General features: G+C 70.9%; 18 protein-coding genes. 7 read left to right on the forward strand and 11 right to left on the reverse strand.

Annotated features, from left to right (window positions below):
- Positions 1 to 136 precede the first annotated feature (136 nt).
- The 4 genes from ACESMR_RS12575 to fadI form a co-directional block, all read right to left on the reverse strand.
- Entirely contained in the window at positions 137 to 565 is a 429-nt protein-coding gene (locus ACESMR_RS12575) for a DUF2267 domain-containing protein (protein WP_373047423.1), read from the reverse strand.
- Positions 562 to 2,991 (reverse strand): ATP-binding protein, encoded by a 2,430-nt coding sequence (locus tag ACESMR_RS12580; protein ID WP_373047424.1) that lies wholly within the window; start codon positions 2,989 to 2,991, stop codon positions 562 to 564. Before ACESMR_RS12580 ends, ACESMR_RS12575 begins: the two co-directional genes overlap by 4 nt.
- A 111-nt stretch (positions 2,992 to 3,102) precedes the next feature.
- Positions 3,103 to 5,304, reverse strand: coding sequence for a fatty acid oxidation complex subunit alpha FadJ (gene fadJ, locus ACESMR_RS12585; protein WP_373047425.1), 2,202 nt, complete (start codon positions 5,302 to 5,304; stop codon positions 3,103 to 3,105).
- Entirely contained in the window at positions 5,304 to 6,617 is a 1,314-nt protein-coding gene (gene fadI / locus ACESMR_RS12590) for an acetyl-CoA C-acyltransferase FadI (protein ID WP_373047426.1), read from the reverse strand. The genes fadJ and fadI overlap by 1 nt, the downstream gene beginning before the upstream one ends.
- 525 nt (positions 6,618 to 7,142) lie before the next feature.
- On the opposite strand from fadI, the gene ACESMR_RS12595 reads away from it, so the two are divergent.
- The gene (locus ACESMR_RS12595; RefSeq protein WP_373047427.1) at positions 7,143 to 10,526 is read left to right on the forward strand and encodes a DUF4215 domain-containing protein; all 3,384 of its coding nucleotides are present in this window, start codon (positions 7,143 to 7,145) and stop codon (positions 10,524 to 10,526) included.
- 114 nt (positions 10,527 to 10,640) lie between these two features.
- On the opposite strand, the gene ACESMR_RS12600 is transcribed toward ACESMR_RS12595, so the two are convergent.
- Positions 10,641 to 10,940: a hypothetical protein gene (locus ACESMR_RS12600; RefSeq protein ID WP_373047428.1), complete on the reverse strand. Its 300-nt coding sequence runs from the start codon at positions 10,938 to 10,940 to the stop codon at positions 10,641 to 10,643.
- Between the two features lie 142 nt (positions 10,941 to 11,082).
- Here ACESMR_RS12600 and ACESMR_RS12605 point away from each other — a divergent pair, with 142 nt between their 5' ends.
- The gene (locus ACESMR_RS12605) at positions 11,083 to 12,066 is read left to right on the forward strand and encodes an alpha/beta hydrolase-fold protein (RefSeq protein ID WP_373047429.1); all 984 of its coding nucleotides are present in this window, start codon (positions 11,083 to 11,085) and stop codon (positions 12,064 to 12,066) included.
- Between the two features lie 16 nt (positions 12,067 to 12,082).
- Here the strand turns inward: ACESMR_RS12605 and ACESMR_RS12610 are convergent, their stop codons facing one another.
- Positions 12,083 to 12,265 (reverse strand): hypothetical protein, encoded by a 183-nt coding sequence (locus ACESMR_RS12610; protein ID WP_373047430.1) that lies wholly within the window; start codon positions 12,263 to 12,265, stop codon positions 12,083 to 12,085.
- Positions 12,266 to 12,276: 11 nt separating this feature from the next.
- Positions 12,277 to 13,215, reverse strand: a complete 939-nt coding sequence (locus ACESMR_RS12615; RefSeq protein ID WP_373047431.1) for an MBL fold metallo-hydrolase — start codon at positions 13,213 to 13,215, stop codon at positions 12,277 to 12,279.
- A gap of 212 nt (positions 13,216 to 13,427) precedes the next feature.
- Between ACESMR_RS12615 and ACESMR_RS12620 the strand changes: the two genes are divergently transcribed.
- Together ACESMR_RS12620 and ACESMR_RS12625 are read left to right on the forward strand one after the other, a co-directional pair.
- Positions 13,428 to 14,687 carry an Hsp70 family protein gene (locus ACESMR_RS12620; protein ID WP_373047432.1) on the forward strand — a complete coding sequence of 420 codons (1,260 nt, stop codon included), beginning with the start codon at positions 13,428 to 13,430 and terminating at the stop codon, positions 14,685 to 14,687.
- 86 nt (positions 14,688 to 14,773) lie between these two features.
- Positions 14,774 to 15,871 (forward strand): calcium/sodium antiporter, encoded by a 1,098-nt coding sequence (locus ACESMR_RS12625; protein ID WP_373047433.1) that lies wholly within the window; start codon positions 14,774 to 14,776, stop codon positions 15,869 to 15,871.
- Here ACESMR_RS12625 and ACESMR_RS12630 read toward each other — a convergent pair.
- Positions 15,868 to 16,731 carry a 5'-3' exonuclease H3TH domain-containing protein gene (locus ACESMR_RS12630; RefSeq protein ID WP_373047434.1) on the reverse strand — a complete coding sequence of 288 codons (864 nt, stop codon included), beginning with the start codon at positions 16,729 to 16,731 and terminating at the stop codon, positions 15,868 to 15,870. The two genes, ACESMR_RS12625 and ACESMR_RS12630, sit on opposite strands and share 4 nt — an antisense overlap.
- A 71-nt stretch (positions 16,732 to 16,802) precedes the next feature.
- Between ACESMR_RS12630 and ACESMR_RS12635 the strand changes: the two genes are divergently transcribed.
- Positions 16,803 to 17,678: a competence protein CoiA gene (locus tag ACESMR_RS12635; RefSeq protein ID WP_373047435.1), complete on the forward strand. Its 876-nt coding sequence runs from the start codon at positions 16,803 to 16,805 to the stop codon at positions 17,676 to 17,678.
- A gap of 110 nt (positions 17,679 to 17,788) precedes the next feature.
- On the opposite strand, the gene ACESMR_RS12640 is transcribed toward ACESMR_RS12635, so the two are convergent.
- Positions 17,789 to 18,229 carry a cupin domain-containing protein gene (locus ACESMR_RS12640; RefSeq protein WP_373047436.1) on the reverse strand — a complete coding sequence of 147 codons (441 nt, stop codon included), beginning with the start codon at positions 18,227 to 18,229 and terminating at the stop codon, positions 17,789 to 17,791.
- Between the two features lie 127 nt (positions 18,230 to 18,356).
- Between ACESMR_RS12640 and ACESMR_RS12645 the strand changes: the two genes are divergently transcribed.
- Complete coding sequence (locus tag ACESMR_RS12645) at positions 18,357 to 18,536, forward strand: hypothetical protein (protein WP_373047437.1); 180 nt, start codon at positions 18,357 to 18,359, stop codon at positions 18,534 to 18,536.
- Positions 18,537 to 18,543: 7 nt separating this feature from the next.
- Here the strand turns inward: ACESMR_RS12645 and ACESMR_RS12650 are convergent, their stop codons facing one another.
- Positions 18,544 to 19,305 (reverse strand): hypothetical protein, encoded by a 762-nt coding sequence (locus tag ACESMR_RS12650; protein WP_373047438.1) that lies wholly within the window; start codon positions 19,303 to 19,305, stop codon positions 18,544 to 18,546.
- 25 nt (positions 19,306 to 19,330) lie between these two features.
- Positions 19,331 to 20,008, reverse strand: coding sequence for a DNA mismatch repair endonuclease MutH (gene mutH / locus ACESMR_RS12655; RefSeq protein ID WP_373047439.1), 678 nt, complete (start codon positions 20,006 to 20,008; stop codon positions 19,331 to 19,333).
- 63 nt (positions 20,009 to 20,071) lie between these two features.
- Here mutH and ACESMR_RS12660 point away from each other — a divergent pair, with 63 nt between their 5' ends.
- On the forward strand, positions 20,072 to 21,523 hold the full coding sequence (locus ACESMR_RS12660; protein ID WP_373047440.1) for an HAD-IG family 5'-nucleotidase: 1,452 nt from the start codon (positions 20,072 to 20,074) through the stop codon (positions 21,521 to 21,523).
- Positions 21,524 to 21,598: the final 75 nt, after the last annotated feature.

Below are 21,598 nucleotides of genomic sequence, written 5' to 3' on the forward strand. Positions count from 1 at the left end.
GAAGGCCGCGCAGGTTAGTCCCCCCGCCGACACCGGGTCAAGGCAGGGAAACGGCAGTGATAAAGCGCGGGGCCGTGCCAGTCGAGCAAATCACGGCCGGAAGCGACGGGGTCCCTGCCGGATCGGGGGAGCGCGGCTACTCGTCTTCGCCCTCTTCCCGGCGGGAGCGCGGCCTGCTCGCCAGCGAGCCGATGCCTCGGGCGACGTTGCCCGGGGTCGCCTCCTCCTCGCCGCCCATCCGCGAGGAGAGCGAGGCGAGCACCACCCGGATCACCCGGCGGGCGTGGGCCTGGTCCTTCAGCCCCGCCTCGGCGCGGACCCGCTCCACCACCTCCGGCTCGGTGAGGCGTTCCTTCGCCTTCTCCGGCCGCCGGTGGGGGTGGGACTCGCAGTGGAGGAGCTCGGGCAGATCGCCCCGCAGCGACTCGAGGAAGTCCTGCGCCTCCTCCGGCGAGAGCCGGTCGCGGAGGCTGCAGACCACGGCGCGGGCTGCGCGGATCGTGGTCTCGTCGTCGTCCAGGTCCGCCTGCTTGCGGATGTTCTCGAGGATCTCTTCGCGCGTCACGTTCCTAACGGTAGGCCCCGCGCGCGTGGATTCCAAACGTCGGGCGCAGGGGCGCCGGCCCCTCCTGCCGGCAGGGGAGCGACCCCACTGCCCCTTCGCGCCGGCAGGAGGAGCTCGAGGGTGGTGCCCCCTGCCCCGCTCGTCGCGTCGATCCGCCCGCCGTGGGACGCGGCGACGATCGAGGCGAGATGGAGGCCGAGGCCGATGCGTCCGACGTAGTGGGGGGAGCCCGAGGGCCAGGGTTCGAAGAGGGGCTCGAAGAGATGGGGCAGGCGCCCCGCCGGAATGGCAGGCCCGGCGTCCTGGATCCGCACGGAGGCGAAGCCGCCCCGATCGCGGATCTCCACGGCGATCGCCCCCTTGCCGCCCTGGTTGCGGGCGGCGTTCTCGAGCAGGGCGCCGAGCGCCAGCGCGAGGCTCTCCGCGTCCGCCTCGATCTCCACCGCCCCCTCGCTGGTGAAGTGCACCGTCGCCTCGGAGCCGAAGGCGCGCACCGCCTGCTCCGCTGCGCGGACCAGCTCGTGGAGCTCGACGGGCCTGCACTCGAGCGGGCGCTGCTCCGCGGTCAGGCCGTGGACCGCCACCAGCTCCCGCGCCAGGCGCGCGGCCCGCTCCGCCACGAAGTGCAGGCGCTCGAGGATCTTGCGGTCGCGGTCGTCGCGGGGATCCCGCGCCAGGATCTGGACCCAGGCCTTGAGCGCCGTGGCAGGGGTGCGCAGCTCGTGGGCGGCAGCGGCGATGAACTCGTCCCGGAGCCGGAGGGTCTGCCGGACCCGGTCGTGGAGCCGGGCGTTCTCCACCGCTGCGGAGAAGATGTCGCCGAGGGCGGTGAGGAGGCGGACCTCGAGGGGGCCGAACTGGCGCGGGCTCGCGGAGCCCACCACGATCTCGCCCACCAGTTCGTCGCGGAGGAGGAGCGGCAGGCAGATCCCGCTCTGGAGCCGCGGAAGCGGGCGGAGCGGCGGGAGCGCAGCGGGATCCTCGAGGACGAGGAGCCGCTTCTCCCGCGCGGCGCGGGCAGCTGCCACCTGCGTATCGAAGGAGACCACCGCGACGTCCGCGATCTCGCCCTCGTCGAGGCCCGCGTGGTCGAGGAGCACCAGCTCCCGGCGGCGCCCGTCGGCGAGCCAGAGCACGACGAAGTCGGGGCGGAGCACGGCGCCGGTCTGCTCGACGATCACCCGGGCGACGCCGCCCAGCTCGAGCTCGCGCACCACCGCCCGGGAGGCGACCGCGATCGCCTGGAGCTCGGCATTCTGTGCCTCGAGGGTGCCGAGCACCTGCTGGAGCCGGCCCGCCATCGAGTTGAAGGTGCCGGCGAGGCTCTCCAGCTCGTCGCCGGTGTGGAGGTCGCTGCGCACCTGCAGATCGCCCCTGCCGAACGCTTCGAGCTGCACCGCCAGCTGCCGGATCGGCCGGACGATGTGGAGCCCCACGAGCGCGGCGCCGCCCATGGCGACGAGGCTCAATGCCACCATGAGCACGAGGCGATCGAGCTCCCGGCGCTCGATCGGCGCGAGGGCCGATGCAGTGGGCCGCACCACCCCGACCACCCAGCGCCAGGTCGGCGTCGGCACCAGCGCCAGGGCGACCGGGCGTTGCTGCAGGCCGACCGCGTCGGCGACGGCGAACTCCTCGGCCACGAGGATCCGCTCACCGCCGAGAGCCCTGCTGGTGGCGGCGAGCTTGCTCACGTCGACGGCGGCGTCGCCAGCGAGCACGTGGACGGTGTCGCAGCGGAAGGCGAGGCGGCCCGCCGGGTCGATGAGGAAGAGCTCGGCATCGTCGGGGAGCGGCAACCTCTGCAGCCGGCTCGCCAGCGTGCCGAGGTCGTAGCCCACCAGCACCGCGCCCACCGTGCGATCGCCCTGCCGGATCGGCGCCGAGGCCACCACCAGCGGCAGGCCGCGGCCCCGGGAGAACGCAGCGCCGGAGACGAGCCCCTCCCCGCGGTTGGCGAGCTCCACCGCGTCGACGAGGAGCTCGCCCACCTCCGAGCCCCGTGCCGGCAGGAGGTCGTCGCTGGTGCTGGCGATCGGCCTGCCGTCCTCGTCCACCACGGCGATCGCGTGGAGGTTGGGATCGCCGTTCAGCACCTCGTCGAGGAGCGGCTCGATCTGCAGCGGAGAGAGGGAGCGGACCGCAGCGTGCGTCGCGAGGAGGTCGGCGCTCTTCCGTGCTTCGGCGAGGTATTCGTCTGCGAGGATCGAGGCGGCATCCGCAGCGCCGCGCATCCCGCGGAAGGTCTCGTGCCGCAGCTCGTTCGCATCGGCCCGCCAGCCCAGGGCGAGCAGGACCAGCACCGGCAGGAGCGCGAGCAGAACGCCGAGCACCAGCTTTCCCGTGAGCTGCAGCGAGCCTCTCGTCTCCGGTGTCTTCCACATCGATGCGGGCGCCGCGAGCAGATCCCGGGCGCACCCGCTCAAGATAGCCATCCGGGCGCGGCGACGATCGGACCGCCAAGCATTCCGGGCGCGACACGGCCCGGCGCAGCGCGGTAGCTGGCCGGGCCGTGGTTGCGCCGTAGTTGCGCCGTGTCAGTCGGCGTAGAAGGACTCGCCCTTCGCCGCCATGTCGACGAGGAGCTGCGCCGGCTTGAAGCGCTGGCCGAGCTTCTGCTCCAGCTCGCGCATCCGCCGGACGATCTCGCCGACGCCTTCCGCGTCCATGTAGCGGAAGGGGCCGCCGCGGAAGGGCGGGAAGCCGAGGCCGAAGATCGCACCGATGTCGCCGTCGCGTGCGCTGCGGAGGATTCGCTGCTCGAGGCAGAGGGCCGCCTCGTTGCAGAACTGCAAGCCGAGGCGATCCTGGATCTCCCGCTTGTCGAAGCGTTTGCGCTTCTCGCCACCGGGAAGGAGCCGGTAGACGGTGGGATCGACGTGCTTCTTCTTCTCCCCGTAGGTGTAGAAGCCCTTGCCGTTCTTGCGCCCGAGGCGGCCATCGTCGATCACCTTCTGCAGCGCCTCCGGCGGCCGCATCCGCTCGCCGAAGGCTTCGAGCATCGTCTTCGACGCCTTCTGCGCCACGTCGATCCCCACCTCGTCGAGGAGCATGATCGGGCCGACGGGGAAGCCCCAGTCGACCATCGCCTCGTCCACCTGGTGGATGTCGGCGCCCTCGGAGAGGAGCCAGGCGGCCTCGTTCACGTAGGGGCCGAGGATGCGCGAGGTGTAGAAGCCGGGCCCGTCGTTGACGACGATGACCGTCTTGCCCTGGGCCTTGCCCAGCGCCACCGCGGTAGCGGTGACCCAGGGGGCGGTCTTCTCCCCGTTGATCACCTCGAGGAGCGGCATCTTGTGGACCGGGGAGAAGTAGTGCATCCCCACCACCGTCTCCGGCCACTTCGACGCCTCGGCGAGCTTGGTGATCGGCAGCGTCGAGGTATTCGAGGCGAAGATCGCATCGTCGCGCGTCACCGCCTCGATGTCCCGGATCACGCGGTGCTTGAGGGCGAGGTCCTCGAAGACCGCCTCGATCACCACGTCGGCGCCCTGCAGCCCCTCGTAGCCGCTGGTGCCGGTGAGGCGCGCCATCACCTCCTCGCGATCGAGGCGGGTGATGCTCCTTCGCTTCACCCGCTCGTCGAGGATGCCGCGCACGTAGGCGTAGCCGCGGCCGAGCCCCTCGTCGTCGCGCTCCTTGAGCCGGACCGGCTTCCCGGCCACCGCGCTGGTGACGTAGGCGATGCCGCCGCCCATGAGGCCGCCGCCGAGGACCGCCACCTGCTTCACCGCCTTCGGCTGCACCGAGGGGTCGTCGACGCCGCTGTCCTTCTTGAGCGCGTTCTGGGCGAAGAAGACCCGCACCAACTGCTTCGAGACGTCGGTGGTGACCAGCTGGCCGAAGAGCTCCGCCTCCTTCTGCAGGCCCTTCTCCATCCCCGACTCGAGGCCGGTGCGCACCGCCTCGATCGCAGCGGGGATCGCCGGGTAGTTGCCGCGGCTCTTCTTGAGCGCCTGCTTCTCCGCCTGGCGGAAGAGGATGCGCCTGCCCACCGGGTTCTCCTCCAGGGCGAGCGCCATGAGCGCCTGCTGATCCGCCTTGCCCTTCTTGAGCTGCGCGATCAGCGCCTCGTGGCCCCGGAGCGGCAGCCGCCTGCCGCCGCCGAACGCCGCGGCGCGCTCCTTCGCCACCTGCAGGAGCAGCGGCTGCGGCACCACCTCGTCGACGATCCCGAGCTTCCAGGCCTTCTTCGCCTTGAGCTGCTTGCCGGTGAGGATGAGGCCGAGCGCCTGCTGCGCGCCGATGAGCCGGGGCAACCGCTGGGTGCCGCCGGCGCCGGGGATCAGGCCGAGCATCACCTCGGGGAGGCCGAGGGCGGTCTTCCTGTTCTCGGTGGCGACGCGGTAGTGGCAGGCGAGCGCCAGCTCGAGGCCGCCGCCGAGGGCGGCGCCGTCGATCGCCGCGATCACCGGCTTGGGCGAAGCGGCGATCTGGTCGAGCATCTGCTGGCCGCCGCGGGAGAGGTCGGTCGCCTCCCGGGCGGACTGGCAGCGCTGGAGCATCTCGATCTTCGCGCCGGCGATGAAATTGTCCTTCTTGCCCGAGGTGAGGACGATCGCCTTCACCTTCGGATCGTCCTGCAACGTGGGCCAGAGCCGCCGCATCTCCTCCTGCAGCTCGTCGGAGAGGGTGTTCACCGACTCGCCCGGCTCGTCGAGGGTGACGACGGCGACCCCGTCGCCGTCGATCGCGACGCGGAAGAAGCGGTACTCGATATCGCGGGTGGCACGTGCCATCACTGCCGCTCCAGGACGGTGGCGGCGCCGAGGCCGCCAGCAGCGCAAAGGGTGACGAGGCCGAACTGCCGGTCGCGGCGCTTCAGCTCGTTGAGGGTGCTCAGGATCATCCGGGCGCCGGTGGCGGCGAAGGGGTGGCCGAGGGCGATCGAGCCCCCGTTGACGTTGAGCTTGCTCTCGTCGACGCTGCCCACCGCCTCGCTGCGGCCCAGGCGCTCCTCGGCGAATTTCTTCGATTCGAAGGCCTGGAGGATCGAGAGGACCACCGCGGCGAAGGCCTCGTGAATCTCGACCACGTCCATCTCCTGCAGCGTGAGGCCGGCGCGATCGAGGGCCTTCGGCGTGGCGAAGGCGGGCCCGAGCAGCATCTGCCCCTTCGGATCGAGGGCGGTGAAGGCGTAGGAGCGCAGGTAGCCGAGGGGCTCGTAGCCCAGGGCCTTCGCCTTCTCCTCGCTCATCAGCAGCAGCGCCGAGGCGCCGTCGGTGAGGCCGGAGGCGTTGGCGGCGGTGATGGTGCCGTATCTGCGGTCGAAGACGGGCTTGAGCTGCGCCATCTTCTCGAGGGCAGTGTCCTTGCGGACGAAGTCGTCCTCGGCGGCGGCGTGGGTGTAGCGCGGCGGCACGACGACGTGCATCACCTCCTGCGCGTACTTCCCTTCTGCCCACGCCTTCGCCGCGTTGTCGTGGGAGCGCTTGGCGAAGCGATCCTGCGCCTCGCGGGAGATGCCGTTCTCCTGCGCCATCTTCTCCGCGCTCTCGCCCATGGTCAGCCCGGTGGAGGGCTCCTTGAGCGCCGGCGGAATCGGCAGCAGGTCCCTCGCGGAGAGGTGGGCGAAGCTCTTCAGCTTCGAGGAAATGTCCCTCGCGCGGGAGGCGGCGACGAGGGCGTCCGCCAGGGGCCGCGAGACGGTGAAGGGGATGTCCGAGAGACATTCGGCGCCGCCGGCGATGGCCACGTCGGCGTTGCCGAGGGCGATCTGGTCCGCAGCCGAGACGAAGGACTGCACCGAGGTGGCGCAGGCGCGGGAGACCGACCAGGCGTCCACCTCCTGCGGCAGGCCGGTGCCGAGCACGATCTCCCGGGCGATGTTGGGGGCGCTGACCGAGGGAACGACCTGGCCGTAGACGAGCAGATCGATCGAGTCCCGGTCGAGGTTGGTGCGGGCGACGAGCTCGCTGACCACCGTCTTGCCGAGATCGAGGGCGGTGAGCTTTCCGAAGACGCCGTTCGCCTTCACGAAGGGCGTCCGCAGGCCGGCGACGATGGCGACCCGCCTCGTCGTCTGCCCGCCTGCCTTGCCTTTGGCGGCCATGGTTCCTCCAATGCGCGGGGAAGGGGTAGTTCTAGGCACGGCTAACGCCCCGCGTCAAACCCGACTGAATGGTCACTCAGTCGCGTCGATGCAAGTACGCGTGATCGGCGAAGGGGCGCCGGGTGGGCCGCCCTGCGCGCTGGCAGGCGGCTTCCCGACACCGCCCGAGCCCGTCGGAGGTCGCCTCCCTGACAGCCTTTTGGCAGGGGTCGCCAGAAAGTTTTCAGGGCGGGAGCGCTGCCGTCCGGCGGCACCATGGTGCTCGCCCGCTCCGTATGCAAGTCCCCGGGATCAGGCGCTTCTGCCCTGCGCATGCGCCCCCCGGGCACGGGCTTTCGCCACCGTCCCGGGGCGCATTGGGGACCATCCGGCAGCAGGGCTGCCACGATTCGGACCACCGTGCTCCACCAGTGGAAGATTGATCACAACCCGGCATCCCCAGTAGCATTCCCCCCTCTCTCGGTTAGTAGCCGAACGACTTTCTTGTTCCAGGGGGTGGGTGTGCCCTCGGGAGGAGACAGAAAGATGTCGAGATCTTTTGCGAAAATGGCGGTCCTCCTCGCCTGCCTGGGTCTCTTCGCCTGTGGCGAAGAGGCCAACGGTGGCGGCACGGGCGGCACCGGCGCCACCGGCGGTACCGGTGGCACGGGTGGCACCGGCGGCTCTGACGATCCGTTCTGTGGAAATGGCATCCAGGAAGAGGGCGAGGAGTGCGACGACGCCAATCGGGACAATACCGACGCGTGCCTCGACACCTGCCGGCTGGCTTCTTGTGGTGACGGCTTCGTGCGGACCGCCGGGGACGACCCGGAAGAGTGCGACGGCGGCGCCACCAACAGCGACACCGAGCCCGACTCGTGCCGCACCGACTGCCGCTTCGCCTATTGCGGCGACGGCGTGATGGACGACGGCGAGGATTGCGACGCCGGTGACGCGAACAGCGACACCGAGGCGGGTGCCTGCCGCACCGACTGCCGGGCTGCCTTCTGCGGCGACGGCGTCGTGGATCCGGGCGAGAGCTGCGACGACGGCAACCTCGACAACGACGACGCCTGCCGCAACGACTGCAGCGCGCCGGTCTGCGGCGACGGCATCGTCGACTTCAACGAGGATTGCGACGACGCCAACGACGACAACACCGACTCCTGCACCGACAGCTGCCGGAACAACGTGTGCGGCGACGGCCACACCTGGGAAGGCATCGAGGCCTGCGACTGGGGTGACCCGTCCTTCAACGGCGACTGCACCACGGCGTGCGAGTTCAACGTCTGCGGCGACGGCTTCCTGCATCCGAACCCGACCGTCGAGGCCTGCGAGCCCAGCCTCAACCGCGACTGCCGCTCGAACTGCACCCTCCCCAACTGCGGCGACGGCATCCCCGACAGCGCACAGGGCGAGGCCTGCGACGACGGCAACGAGGATCCGACGGACGCCTGCGTCAACTGCGTCTGGGCGGTCTGCGGCGACGGCAACACCCGCACCGGCGTCGAGCAGTGTGATCCGCTCGATCCCAACGCACCCGCCAACTGCCGCCAGAACTGCACCATCCCCCGCTGCGGCGATCGCATCGTCGACGAGGGTGAGGCGTGCGACGACGGCAATACCAACGAGAACGACGGCTGCCTGAGCACCTGCGAGGTCAACACCTGCGGCGACGGCCACGTGTGGACCGGCGTCGAGCAGTGCGACCAGGGCGTCGACAACAGCGACACCGCGCCGGACACCTGCCGCACCGATTGCCGCCTCCCGACCTGCGGTGACGGCGTGCAGGATACCGGCGAGGTCTGCGACGACGGCAACACCGCCAACAACGACGAGTGCCTCGGCACCTGCCTCGCCTTCAACACCTGCGGCGACGGCTTCCTCAACACCGGCGTCGAGGAATGCGACGACGGCAACGCCAGCGACACCGACGCCTGCGTCACCGGTTGCATGATCGCCACCTGCGGCGACGGCTTCGTCCGCGCCAACGTCGAGGAGTGCGACCCGGCTGCCCCCGGCGCTCCCGCCGACTGCCGTGACGCCACCCACGCCTCGCCCTGCACCATCCCGGTCTGCGGCGACGGCTTCATCGACGCGAACGAGACCTGCGACGACGGCAACACCGTCGACACCGACGGCTGCCGCGCCACCTGCGTGCCCAACGTCTGCGGCGACGGCGTGATCAACACCGGCGTCGAGCTCTGCGACGACGGCAACACCGACAACAACGACAGCTGCCTCTCGCCGAGCTGCACCCCCGCCACCACGCCCTTCGTCTTCGCCGGCTTCGCCGACCTCGAGGCGACCATGCGCGGTGCGGTGAGCTACCAGACCCAGGTGCCCAGCACCTTCGACGCCGCTGCGCTCCTGCAGTGGAAGGTCACCGTCCTCAACGGCACCACCCCCGTGGCCGGCGTTCGCGCCTTCCACCCGGGCACCTCGCCCTCGACGACGCACACCGACTGGGTCGACTACCTCGAGACCGACGCCTCCGGCGTGATCCTCTACCCGGCAGCTCCTGCCACCGCCGCCGACCTCGGCCTCGACCAGGCCAACGGCGCCACGGTGACCCTGAGCGCGCTCTTCAACACCGCCGGCAGCTACAACGTCGCGGTGGAGCTGGTGAACACCTCGGCCAGCAACGTCGTGGTCGGCAGCGGCGCCACCGCAGCCACCGTCGGCGAGAAGAAGCTGAACGTCACCTTCGCAGGCTTCGACTCGGTCCGCGAGCAGGTCCGCAGCCTGACCTCGGTCGCCGCGACGCTGCACAGCAGCATCGACCCGACCCGCATGGTCCAGTGGCATGCCTCCGTGACCGAGGGCACCACCCCCGTCGCCGGCGTGCAGGCCTACTACCAGGGCACCAGCACCTCGACCGACCACACCACCTGGACCGACGTCTTCACCACCGATGCGAACGGTGAGGCGACCTTCGGCCCCACCGGCGGCTTCCCCGCTGCCGGCCTCCAGGGTGCGGGCATCACCACCGAGTTCAGCCTGCTGGTGCAGACGGCGGGTGACTACACCCTCCGCCTCGAACTCCGCGACGCGGTCACCGGCGAGCTCCTCGGCCACGCCACCTCGCCGGTGACGGTGAGCTACGAGCGGCTGGTCTCCACCTTCACCGACTGGAGCGGCTTCGGCGACGGCATCCGCAAGGCGGCCTCGGTCCACTTCGATCTCGACGACCGCTACACCGCGGCGACCACCGGCAAGTGGCTCATCTCGGTGACCGACGGCAGCGATGCCCCGGTGGCCGGTGCGAAGTTCTACTTCCAGGGGACCTCGAGCTCGACCAACCACGCCGACTGGATCGACGTGGTGACCACCGACACGACCGGTGTGGCGACCTTCGACAGCGGCTTCGCCATCACCAGCATCCAGGGCGCCGGCGCCGATTACGCCTTCAGCGTGGCGATCCCCGGCACCGGTGACCGCACCGTGCGCTTCACGCTGGTCGACGCCACCACCGACGTGGCCATCGACAGCGACAGCGTCGAGATGACGGTTGCCCCCTCGGTGACGGTGGGCTTCAGCGGCTACGGCCTCACCGCCAACGTGCGCGGCGCCACCAACCACGTGGCCACGCTCCACAGCTCGTTCGACTCGACGGCGTCGGTCGAGTGGCGCTTCACGGTGACCAACGGCACCGCCGGCGTCCAGGGCGTGACCTTCTACTACCCGGTGCCCGGCGACGGCTTCAACCACACCAGCTGGATGACCAACGAGGTCACCGACATCGACGGCGCCGCGGTCTTCCCGGCCTTCGCCGCCTCGAGCACCGCGCTCCAGACGGCAGCCGGCGAGACCTATCCGTTCTCGGTGCTGGTGCCGGCCGCCGGTACCTACACCCTCGCGGCGGAGCTCGTGCTCACGGGCACCTCGACGGTCGTCGGTGGCAGCACCACCACCGTGACGGTGCAGTAAGCAGCGGCGTCGGGGTCTGCCGCTAGCGGCCGGCCCCGGAGCCGAACGGAAACGGCGCCTTCCCTCGCGGGGAGGCGCCGTTTCCCGTTCCTGCGTTCGCGGTCGTGGCCTGCCTCAGGGCAGGTCGGCCGGATCGATCGTGTCCCGCTCCGTGGGCTGGGCGGTGAGCTCGCGATCCTCGTCGGCGGGCTGGCCCGGCCAGCGCTCGACCCGGTCCGGGACGATGTCGTCCGGACGGTCGGGCTCGTCCTCGATCGGCCGGGGCAGGCCGCCGGTCAGGTCGGCGCCCCAATAGTCGACGCCATTGCCTGCATCGCCGACGTCGGCCTCACCCATGTTGGCGTCGCGGCCGGTGAGCTCGCGGGTGACCTCACCGCGGTCACCGGTCGGAAGCAGCGGATCCCGGCGCTTCATCGTCTCGCTCCTCTCCATGCGGGTCGCCCCGCTCCTACCCACAGGGTGGGATCGGAATGCGGCGCCGGCAACGGAGGCGGGGATCGGAACCGGAGGGCCCGCACCGTCGACGGATGGCGGCCCGGTCCCTAAGCTGGCGGGCATGCGCTACCACCACCACCGCGTCCCCGTGCAGAGCGAAGTCCTGCGCGGCAACCCGCTCGGCGATCCGACCGAGCGCACCCTCCACCTCCTGGCGCCCGTGGAGGTCGGCGCGGATCCGCTGCCCGTGATCTGGATTCTCCCCGGCTACAGCGGCACCGCCGAGGCGCAGCTCGCTTCCGATCCCTGGAGCCCGGGGCTGCACCAGCGGGTGGAGAAGCTGGCGGCAGAGGGGATGCCCGACGCGATCATCGCCGTGCCCGACTTCTTCACCTCCCTCGGCGGCTGCCAATACCTGAGCAGCCCTGCGGTGGGCCGCTACGAGGAGCACCTCTGGCAGGAGCTCCGCCCCGCCGTCGAGGCGCGCTTCCCCGCCGGGAAGAACGGGCTGGCGGGCAAATCGTCCGGGGGCTTCGGCGCGCTGCTCCACGCCATCCGCCACCCGCGGCAGGTGCACGCGGTGGCCTGCCACTCCGGCGACATGTGCTTCGAATACGCCTACCTCGCCGACCTGCCGAAGCTCGCCGGCACGCTGGAGAAGTACGGCGGCGTCGAAGCCTTCCTCGCGGCCTTCGCCAGCGACCCGAAGAGGCGGGAGGGCAAGTGGATCGGCCCCTTGAACGTGCTCTGCATGGCGGCGGTCTACTCGCCCGATCCGCAGGCGCCACGGGGGATCGGCCTGCCCTTCGACCCCGCCACGGCAGCGCTGCTGCCCGACGTCTGGGAGAGGTGGCTCGCCTTCGATCCCGTCCGGCTCGCGCAGGATCCGGCGGTGCTCGAGCGCCTGAAGCAGCTCGACCTGCTCTTCCTCGATTGCGGCAGCCGCGACGAGTACCACCTGCAGTGGGGGCTGCGGCAGCTCGTGGCGAGGCTACGCGCCGCCGGCGTGCCCCACGAGCACGAGGAATTCGACGATGGGCATCGGGGCACGAGCTACCGCTACGAGGTCTCGCTGCCGAAGCTGGTCCGGGCGCTGCGGCGCTGACCGCGGGCTGCGTCCTTCAGTTGCAGCAGCTCTGCGGGATCTTGCAGCGCGGGCAGATCATGTGGGCGTGCTCCCAGTGGTATTGCGCGCCGCAGACCGGGCAGATCGATTCGGTGTCCGGGACGGCGCAGCTGCTGGTCCGCTCGTGCTCGCTTGCGGGCTGGGTGCTCTCGTTCGGCTGGTTGTCCGGCTGCTTCATGGTGTCTCGGTCTACCACGAGGAGAGCAGGCCGCGGCTCTTCACCTCGCGGCTCACCCGCGGCCGGACGTGGGCCTCGTCCGGCAGCAGGAAACGTTCGCCGGGGAAGAGCGCGTAGACGCGATCGGTGAGCCCCTGCCAGCTGGCCGAGCGCACCAGGTCCTCGCGCGGCGTGTCGTAGCCCGACCAGTTGCCGTAGTAGGCCTCGAAGTGGATGGGGATCATGAACCGGGCGCCCACGTCCCGGAAGATCGCCAGCGCCTCGGTGGGATTGGCGTGTTTGGGATTGCCCCAGGTGCTGCCGCGGTAGGGCGCGATCGGGACGAAGGCCACGTCGATCCCTGGGAAGCGCGCGCCGATCTCCTTGAACATCTCGGGGTGGTAGCCGGTGTCGCCGGCGAAGAAGACCGTGCGTCCCGCTCCCTCGATCACGTAGCCGCTGTAGGCGTCGTTCCAGGCCGAATCGATCCCGTAGCGTCCGCCGAAGTGCTGCACCGGCACCGCGGTGATCGAGACGCCGGAGACCTCGACCTTCTGCCACGGCGCCAGGGCCTCGCGGCGCCGCTGGGGCAGGCTGCCCGCGTAGGGCTCGCCGCCAGCCGGATAGAAGAGCGCGGTGGTGGGCAGCAGCTGGTGCAGCGTCGGCCTGTCGAAATGGTCGAAGTGCATGTGGCTGGCGATCGCCGCGTGGACGAAGGGCAACTCCCGCACGGTGGCGGAGGGCGGCGTATCCCGCGGCACCACGTAGAGCGTGCCGGCGAAGTTGGGATCGGTGAGCAGGTGCACCCCCCCAAAGCGGAGCAGCACCGTGGCGTGCCCGATCCAGACGGCGCTGAAGGCGACCTCGGGGTCGTCCACGGGCAGGCCCTGCACGGCGGGCGGGCGGTGCAGCGCGGCGCAGGCGGCGCCAGCGAGGAGCGCGGCACAGGCGAGGATCCAGCGGCTCTTCATCACCTCTACCTAATCGACGAGCGACCGGTGCGCAGCCCGCAGGCGGGTGCCATGCCCCACGATGCGCCAGCGACCTGTCGAGTGCACGCCAGAGCGCCACACCGGCGGCTTTCCGGCGGCAAGTGCGGAGGTCATGGAGCACCCCGGGGCCCGGCTTGCAATCCGCACCCCGACGCCACTACCTTGCCGGCTTTTTTTCGCGGAGGTCTCGAGTGGCAGGGGTGCGGGTCGGCGTGGATTTCGGAACCTCCAACAGCGCGGCGGCGCTTCCCGGGCCCCGGCCCGGGGCGCCCGCCCGCGTGATCGCCGTAGATCCGGCGGGCGAGGACGCGCGCCTCTTCCGCAGTGTCCTCTACTTCCCCGACGGGAGCCGCGAGACGCTGGCCGGCGGCGAGGCGATCGTCCGCTACCTCGACGAGATCGACGGCCGCTTCATCCAGTCCGCCAAGAGCTTCCTCCCCTCGACCAGCTTCCACGCCACCGAGGTAAGGGGACGCAGCCTGCGGCTCGAGGAGCTGGTGGCGATCGTCCTGCGGCGGATGCGGGAGCGGATCGAGGAGGAGGCAGGCGGGCCGGTGGAGCGGGTGGTCTTCGGCAGGCCCGCGGTCTTCTCCACCGAGCCGGAGAAGGATCGGATCGCCGAGGAGCGCCTCTGCCGGGCAGCGGAGATCGCGGGCTTCCCCACCCCGACCTTCCTGATCGAGCCCATCGCCGCTGCGCTCGGCTACGAGGCGGGGCTCGACCACGACGAGGTGGTGCTCGTCGGCGACTTCGGCGCCGGCACCAGCGACTTCACGCTGATGCGCCTCGGCCCCTCGCGCACCGAGAACGTCGACCGCCGGGAGGACGTGATCGCCTCCACCGGCGTCTACGTCGGCGGCGACAATTTCGACGCAGCCATCGTCGAGAACCGCCTCCTGCAGCGCTTCGGCGAGGGCACGACCTACAAGGCCTTCACCCAGCGGATGCCCATGCCCACCTGGATGCCGCGCAAGCTCCTCGCCTGGCACGAGCTGGCGCTGCTCCGCGAACGGAGCACCCTCGAGTTCCTCCGCAAGGCGGTGGTCACCGCCGATGATCCGACCGCGGTGCAGAACCTGGTCACGCTGATCGAGGACAACCTCGCCTACCAGCTCTACCGTGCGGTCGAGGCGGCGAAGCGCAGGCTCGGCGAGGAGGAGGAGGCGGCGGTCTCCTTCCACGAGGGCGGCATCGAGGTGGAGGAGCTGGTGACCCGCGCCGATTTCGAGTCCTGGACCGCGCCGCTGCGCGCGCAGCTGGAGGCCTCCGTGGATCGGGTCCTCGAGCAGGCGGGCGGCGTGGAGCCCGATGCGATCTTCCTCACCGGCGGCACCTCGAAGATCCCTGCGGTGCGCCGGATCTTCGAGGAACGCTTCGGCGCCGACCGGATCCGCTCCGGCGACGCCTTCACCTCCGTGGTGGCGGGGCTGGGCCGCGCCGCCGCAGGTTGACGCGGTCGTCCTCTCGACGAAGCCGAAGCGGGGCAGGGGCGGTTCGGCGTGACAGCGCCACGCCGCCGCTCTACATCGAGCGTCCCATGAGCACGCTCACCCTCGTCCTCTTCCTCGTCGGCTTCGTCGCCCTGATCGGCGGTGCCGAGCTTCTCGTCCAGGGGGCCTCGCGGATCGCCGCTGCTGCGGGGATCTCGCCGCTGGTCATCGGTCTCACCGTGGTGGCCTTCGGCACCAGCGCACCGGAGCTGGCGGTGACCACGAGCTCGGCGTGGAGCGGCCAGGCGGCGCTCGCCCTGGGCAACGTGGTGGGGAGCAACGTCTTCAACGTACTCTTCATCCTCGGCCTCTCGGCGCTCGTCACGCCGCTGGTGGTCTCGGCGCAGCTCGTCCGCCTCGACGTGCCGCTGATGATCGGCGCCTCGATCCTCGCCTGGCTCTTCGCTCTCGACGGCACCATCGGCAGGTGGGACGGGCTCGTGCTCTTTGCCGGCATCGTGATCTACGTCGTCTACCTCGTGCGCAAGAGCCGCGCGGAGGAGCGGGCCGCCGCAGCGGGCAGGCCGGCGGAGGAGGCGCCGCCGCGCCGGGGGACGAGGGGACTCCTCGTCGACCTCGCCTTCATGGCGGCGGGGCTGGGGCTCCTCGTGCTCGGCTCCGGCTGGCTCGTCGACGGCGCCGTGGCGATCGCCCGGAGCCTCGGCCTGAGCGAGGTCGTGATCGGCCTCACCCTCATCGCCGGCGGCACCTCGCTACCGGAAGTGGCGACCTCCGTGCTCGCCAGCATCCGGGGCCAGCGCGACATCGCGGTGGGCAACGTGGTCGGCTCGAACCTCTTCAACCTGCTCTCGGTGCTGGGCCTCGGCGCCGTCGTCTCGCCGGCGGGCCTTCCGGTGCCCGAGTCGATGATCGGCTTCGATCTGCCGGTGATGCTGGCCGTGGCGGTGGCGTGCCTGCCGATCTTCTTCACCGATCACCTGATCGCACGGTGGGAAGGGGCGCTCTTTCTCGGCTATTACGCCGCCTACACGCTCTTCCTCGTCCTCGCCGCCACCGAGCACGACGCGCTTCCGCTCTTCAACAGCGTGATGCTGCTCTTCGTGCTGCCGCTCACCGCCGTGACCCTCGTGCTCCTCGGGATCCGGGCGTGGCGCGTGCAGCGGGGCAAGCCGCGCCCGGGCTAACGGGAGCGGATCCGGCCGGGGAGCTGCCGCTCCCCGATCGAGGCGCAGAAGGCGGCGAAGGCGCCGCCGTCCGCGCCCTGCCAGGCGAGGGTGCTGGTGTCGATCGGCACGTCGGTGCGAAGGGTCGCCAGGGTGCGGTAGAGCAGCGCCTGCTCGCGGCCCTCGCGCAGGCTCGCAGCCAGCGCAGCGGCGCCGCGGACCGGTACCTCCCAGGCTGCGGCGTCGTCGGGGATCACCTCGATGTGGCGGTAGTGGGCGAGGACCGCCGCTGCCGACTTCGCACCCCACCGCGCGATGCCCGGGATGCCGTCCGCGGTGTCGCCGACGAGCGCGAGGTAGTCGGGGATCGAGGCGGGGCCGATCCCGAACTTCTCGCGCACGCCGGCTTCGTCGATCACGAGGCCCTTGCGGCGATCGAGGAGCACCACGCGATCGCCGCGCACGCATTGGGCGAGATCCTTGTCCGGCGATCCGATCACCACCTGCTCCACCGCGGGATCCTCGGCGAATCGCGCAGCCGCGGTGGCGAGGGCGTCGTCCGCCTCGAATTCGAGCATCGACCAGGTGGCGATCCCCATCGCCCTGCACCCCGCCTCGGCGAGGGGGAATTGCGCCCAGAGCGCGGGATCGATCCCCTCGCCGGTCTTGTAGCCGGCGAAGAGATCGTTGCGGAACGACTCGATCACCGTGTCGAAGGCGCAGGCGAGGTGGGTGACACCCGGCTCGGCGAGGAGCGCTGCGAGGCTGCGGAGCAGGCCACGCACGGCGCCCACCTCCCTGCCGTCCGGCGAGGTGGCAGGCGGTGCGCCGTAGAAGGCCCGGAAGAGCTCGTAGGTACCGTCGACGAGATGGATCTTCATGGGCGCATCCTCGCACGTCCGCCGGCAGGTATGCTGCGCCGATGCTGTGTGCGGTGCATGGGGACGAGCGGTTGATCGGGCCGCGGGTGGAGGTGGAGCGGACGCGGGCCCTGAGCGACGCGGGGGAGCTGCGCTGCCCGTGCTGCGACGAGCCGGTGGTCTTCCGGGCCGGGGCGCGGGTGATCGCCCATTTCGCCCACCGCGCCGGGGCGGCGTGCGCGCTCTCGGACGATCCCGACTACCGGCCGGAGAGCGAGCTCCATCTCTCCACCAAGCTCGCGCTCTACGACTGGGTCCGCGCCTGCTTTCCGGAAGCGGAGGTGATGGCCGAAGCGCCGATCCCGGCGACGGGGCAGCGGGCGGACCTGCTCGCGGTGATCGACGGGAAGCCCGTCGCCTTCGAGGTGCAGTGCTCGCCGCTCTCGGGCGAAGCCTGGCGGGTACGGCATGCGGGCTACGCGAAGGCAGGCGTACGCGACGTGTGGATCCTCACCGGCCAGGCGCCGCGCTTCGTGATGATCCCCGGCTCCGAGCGCCACGGGCTGCCGCCCTCCTATCGCTTCCAGCTCCGCGACCTCGCCGCCACCGTCCTCCACGACACCGGCGAGCTCCTTCTCTCGTGGCCGAAGGTCGCAGCCCGCGACCGGCGCAGGGAGCCGCTCTTCGCCCAGCTGCAGAAGGGCGCGCCGGCCTCCGCGAACGAGAAGGGCACCGGTCCCTTCTTCGCCGCGATCTCGGCTTTGTCCGCCTACCACGCGCGCCCTGCCCCGCCGTGGCGCGAGCGGCCCTTCCGCGACAGCCTGGTGATCAGCGGCGCGTACGTCGCCGCGTCGCAGCTCGCGGCATGCAGCCTCGATCCGGCAGTGGGGCTCTTCGTCGGCGATCGGCACGAGGGGCAGCTCCGCGCCGCGCTCGCACGGGACGCGGAGGTGGAAGCGGTGGCCTGAGCGGCAGTGGCCTTCGAATCCGGTGGGCCCCACCTCGGCCGGCAGCCGCGAGCGACGCCACAGCCCCGCACGGCTGGCGCCGGCCAGCTCGGCCTCTTCGATCGGATGCGCTACCGGCGGCGCAGGCTGCCCACGGTGAAGGCGTGCCCCGCCTGCTCCCCGGCCCCCGCCCCGTGGCCGTGCTCCCGGGCCTCTGCCTCCTCGGCCTCCGCCTTGGTGCGGTGCACGGTACCGTCGGCATGCTCGGGCGGTGCGTAGACCGTGTAGAGCTTCAGGGGCTCGTTGCCGGTGTTGACGAAGTTGTGCTCGGTTCCCGCGGGAACGACCACCACCGTCCCCGGCCCGATCTCGCCGCGTTTCCCGCCGAGCAGGCTGTAGCCGCGCCCGGTGACGAAGACCAGCACCTGGTCGAGATCGTGGGTCTCGAGCCCCACGTCGTCCCCCGGCAGCACGCTCATCACCACCAGCTGCGTCCGCTCGGTGGTGAAGAGCACCCGGCGAAAATCCTCGTTCTCCCTGGTCGCGGCCTGGATGTCGGTGGTGAAGCTCATCGTCCCTCCGGCAGAGGTTGCAGGCAATGGCTGAAGAGGAAGCAACCTATCGAGCGGCGGCGCGCAGGGCCAGCATCCGTTGCCACCCCGCGTTCGGGTGGGCACCGTTGCTGCCGGAGGGAATGCCGTGGCCGAGACCGCTTTGACCACCGTCGCATCCGTGCTGCTCGCGCAGGCGCAGCCGCTCGATCAGCCCGGCGCCGCAGCGCAGGCCTGGCCCTTTCTCATCGCCGGCGTGGTGATCCTCGCCGTGGTGATCTGGGCGATCGCCGGCGGCAAGCGCCGTCGCGGCGGCATGGGGCCCTGACCGCCCGCTATCTGCCGCGCACCAGCTCCAACGCCAGCCGGTAGTCCTCGACGTGGATCCGGGTCCTGCCGCGGTAGGGATGATCGAGGACCCAGATGGTGAAGATCACCAGCGCGATCAGCCCCGCGAGCGACGCCACCATCGCCACCTGCGAGCGCCGGTAGGCAAGCCCGAAGAAGTTGGCGAAGGCGACGGTCAGCACCGCGCCGACGACGAGCACCGCCCAGATCGTGTCGGGCAGCTCGTGCTCCGCGTGGAGCAGCCGCAGCCGCCGCCTGTCGCTCAGCTCCTCCACCTGCCCGAGCGCGGCGAGCTGGAGGTTGCGCGTCCGATCGTCGTCGGGCGTGAATCTGGTGAGCGCGTCCCAGATCCCGTCGAGCGCCCGCTGGGTCTCGCTGCTGCGCCGGCCCAGCTGCAGCTCGTTCCACTCGGCATCGATCACCGACTCCAGGTAGCCGGTGACCGCCAGCGGGATCCGCTCGTTCACCGGCGGCGGCAGGTTTCGCGTGAGCCGGAAGAGGTCGACCGCAGCGTTCGCCTCCCGTGCGGCGCCTTCGCGGGCCCGGTCGTATTGCTCCCAGACCACCACGACCGCGAAGGCGAGTAGGATGCCGAACATGCCGCCGACCACCGCGAGCATGTGGCCGGCGACGGTGTGGTGGGCCTGCAACACCTCGAGGGAGACGCGCCTGCGCACCACCAGCTGCGTGGCGATCGCGAGCGCGACGGCACCGCCGATGATCAGGACGCCCAGCAGCACCACGCTCATGGGGCGGAGGCTGCCCACCGGCGCCTCAGCGGGCGACGACGAACGCCCGCCGCAGGATGCCCCCGACGAAGGTGCTGCGCAGGTAGAAGCCACGGGGCGCCACCCGCACCGGTGCGCCGTCCGCATCGACACCCCAACGCACCTGTGCAGCGTTGGCGCCCTTCGGCCGCATCTGGAGCACCTGGCCCCGGTGGGCGGTGATCTCCTCCACGTGGCCGCGGCCCACCAGCTCGGCGAACTCGTCCCAATCCGCCTTGAGCAGCCGCTCCTCCTCCTCGTCGGGGCTCCAGAGCAGCGGCATCCCCACCCGCCGCCAGGGGAGCTCGATCGCGGGATCGGACTCGATCGGCACCCACAGCACGCGGGCCAGCTTCTTCTGCACCCGCGACTGCTCCCAGCGCTGCTCGCCCATCTCCTCGAGGGCGGCGGTGCAGACGAAGGTGGTCTCCCGCGGCTTGCCGGTGGCGTCGACGGGCACGCTCTTCAGCTCGACCCCGATGAGCTCGAAATCGGGCGCGGCCTTGCTGGAGGCGGTGGCGCCGAGGGCCACCTCGAGGAGCTGGCCGATCCAGCCCTTCGCCCGCCGCACGTCCGCGAGCGGGACGCCGTGCCGTTCGGCGACGAGCCCGAGCGGGTGGCCTGCCAGGGCGCGGGCGTTCTGGAGCAACTCGGCTTCGGTGGTCGGGGCGGGGGTGCGCAGCATCCTGGCGCGCGAAGATACACCGCTGCCTATACTTTTGCGCCTGCGAGTTCCTGCGAGGTGGTGATGACCGAGACCCTCTTCGTGCCGCCGGCGCGGCGCATCTACTGCAACCGCACCCTGAACCTCCGCTCGATCCGGGCCATCGGCTACGACATGGACTACACGCTGGTGCACTACAGCGTGGAGGCCTGGGAGCGTAGGGCCTACGAGCACCTCAAGGCGCGCCTCCTCCAGCGGGGCTGGCCGGTGGCGGATCTCGAATTCGATCCGGCGCTGGTGGCGCGCGGCCTCGTCATCGACACGGAGCGCGGCAACCTCGTGAAGGCGAACCGCTTCGGCTTCGTGAAGAAGGCCGCCCACGGCACCCGCGTCCTCGGGTGGGAGGAGCAGCGCGAGGCCTATACACGTACGATCGTCGATCTCGCCGAGCGGCGCTGGGCCTTCTTGAACACGCTCTTCTCGCTCTCGGAGGCGTGCATGTACGCGCAGCTCGTCGACCTCGTGGATCGCCGCGAGGCGCCGGAGGTGGTGGGCTACCACGCGCTCTACCAGCTCGTGCGCGAGACCCTCGACGAGACGCACATGGAGGGAAGGCTGAAGGAGGAGATCCTCGCCGACCCGGAGCGCTACGTGATCCTCGACGAGGAGGCGGCGCTGGCGCTCCTCGATCAGCACCACGCCGGCAAGCGCCTCCTGCTCATCACCAACTCGGAGTGGAGCTACACGCAGCGCCTGATGAGCTATTCGTTCGATCGCTTCCTGCCCGGCTCGATGACCTGGCGCGACCTCTTCGAGATCGTGATCGTCGGGGCGCGCAAGCCGCATTTCTTCACCACCCGCAACCCGCTCTTCGAGGTGGTGGAGGAGGAGCGGGGCTACCTGCTCCCGGCGGTGGGGCCGATGCGCAACGGCGTCGCCTACCTCGGCGGCAGCGCGCGGCAGGTCGAGCAGCATCTCGGTCTCACCGGCGACGAGATCCTCTACGTCGGCGATCACATGTTCGGCGACGTGCGCGTGACCAAGGACGTCCTGCGCTGGCGCACCGCCCTCGTCCTGCGCGAGCTCGAGGAGGAGCTGGAATCGGTGGAGGCCTTCCGGCAGGACGAGGAGAAGCTCGCGACGCTGATGAACGAGAAGGAGCGGATCGAGTCGGAGGTCGCGCACCTGCAGCTGCAGGCGCAGCGGCTCGAGCGCGCGTATGGTCCGCAGCCTGCAGCCTCCGCCGAATCGCTCGCCGAGCGGATGAGCGTGCTTCGCGGCGAGCTGCAGCACCTGGACGAGCGGATCGCGCCGCTGGCGCAGGCGGGATCCGAGCTGATGCACGGCAGGTGGGGTCTGCTGCTGCGCGCCGGGAACGACAAGAGCCACCTCGCCCGGCAGGTGGAGCGCTACGCGGACATCTACACCTCGCGGGTCTCGAACCTGCTCTTCGCCACGCCCTTCCTCTACCTCCGCTCGCCGCGGGGGAGCCTGCCCCACGACCCCGGTGGCGTGAACGTGCCCTCGCCGCCGTGAGGGCGTGAGCCGCTCGCTACCTCCGGCACAGCAGGCAAGCGAACCAGCGAGGCGGGGAGCTCCATGCGACGCGTG

The sequence above is a fragment of the Vulgatibacter sp. genome (assembly GCF_041687135.1).
GTDB lineage: Bacteria > Myxococcota > Myxococcia > Myxococcales > Vulgatibacteraceae > JAWLCN01.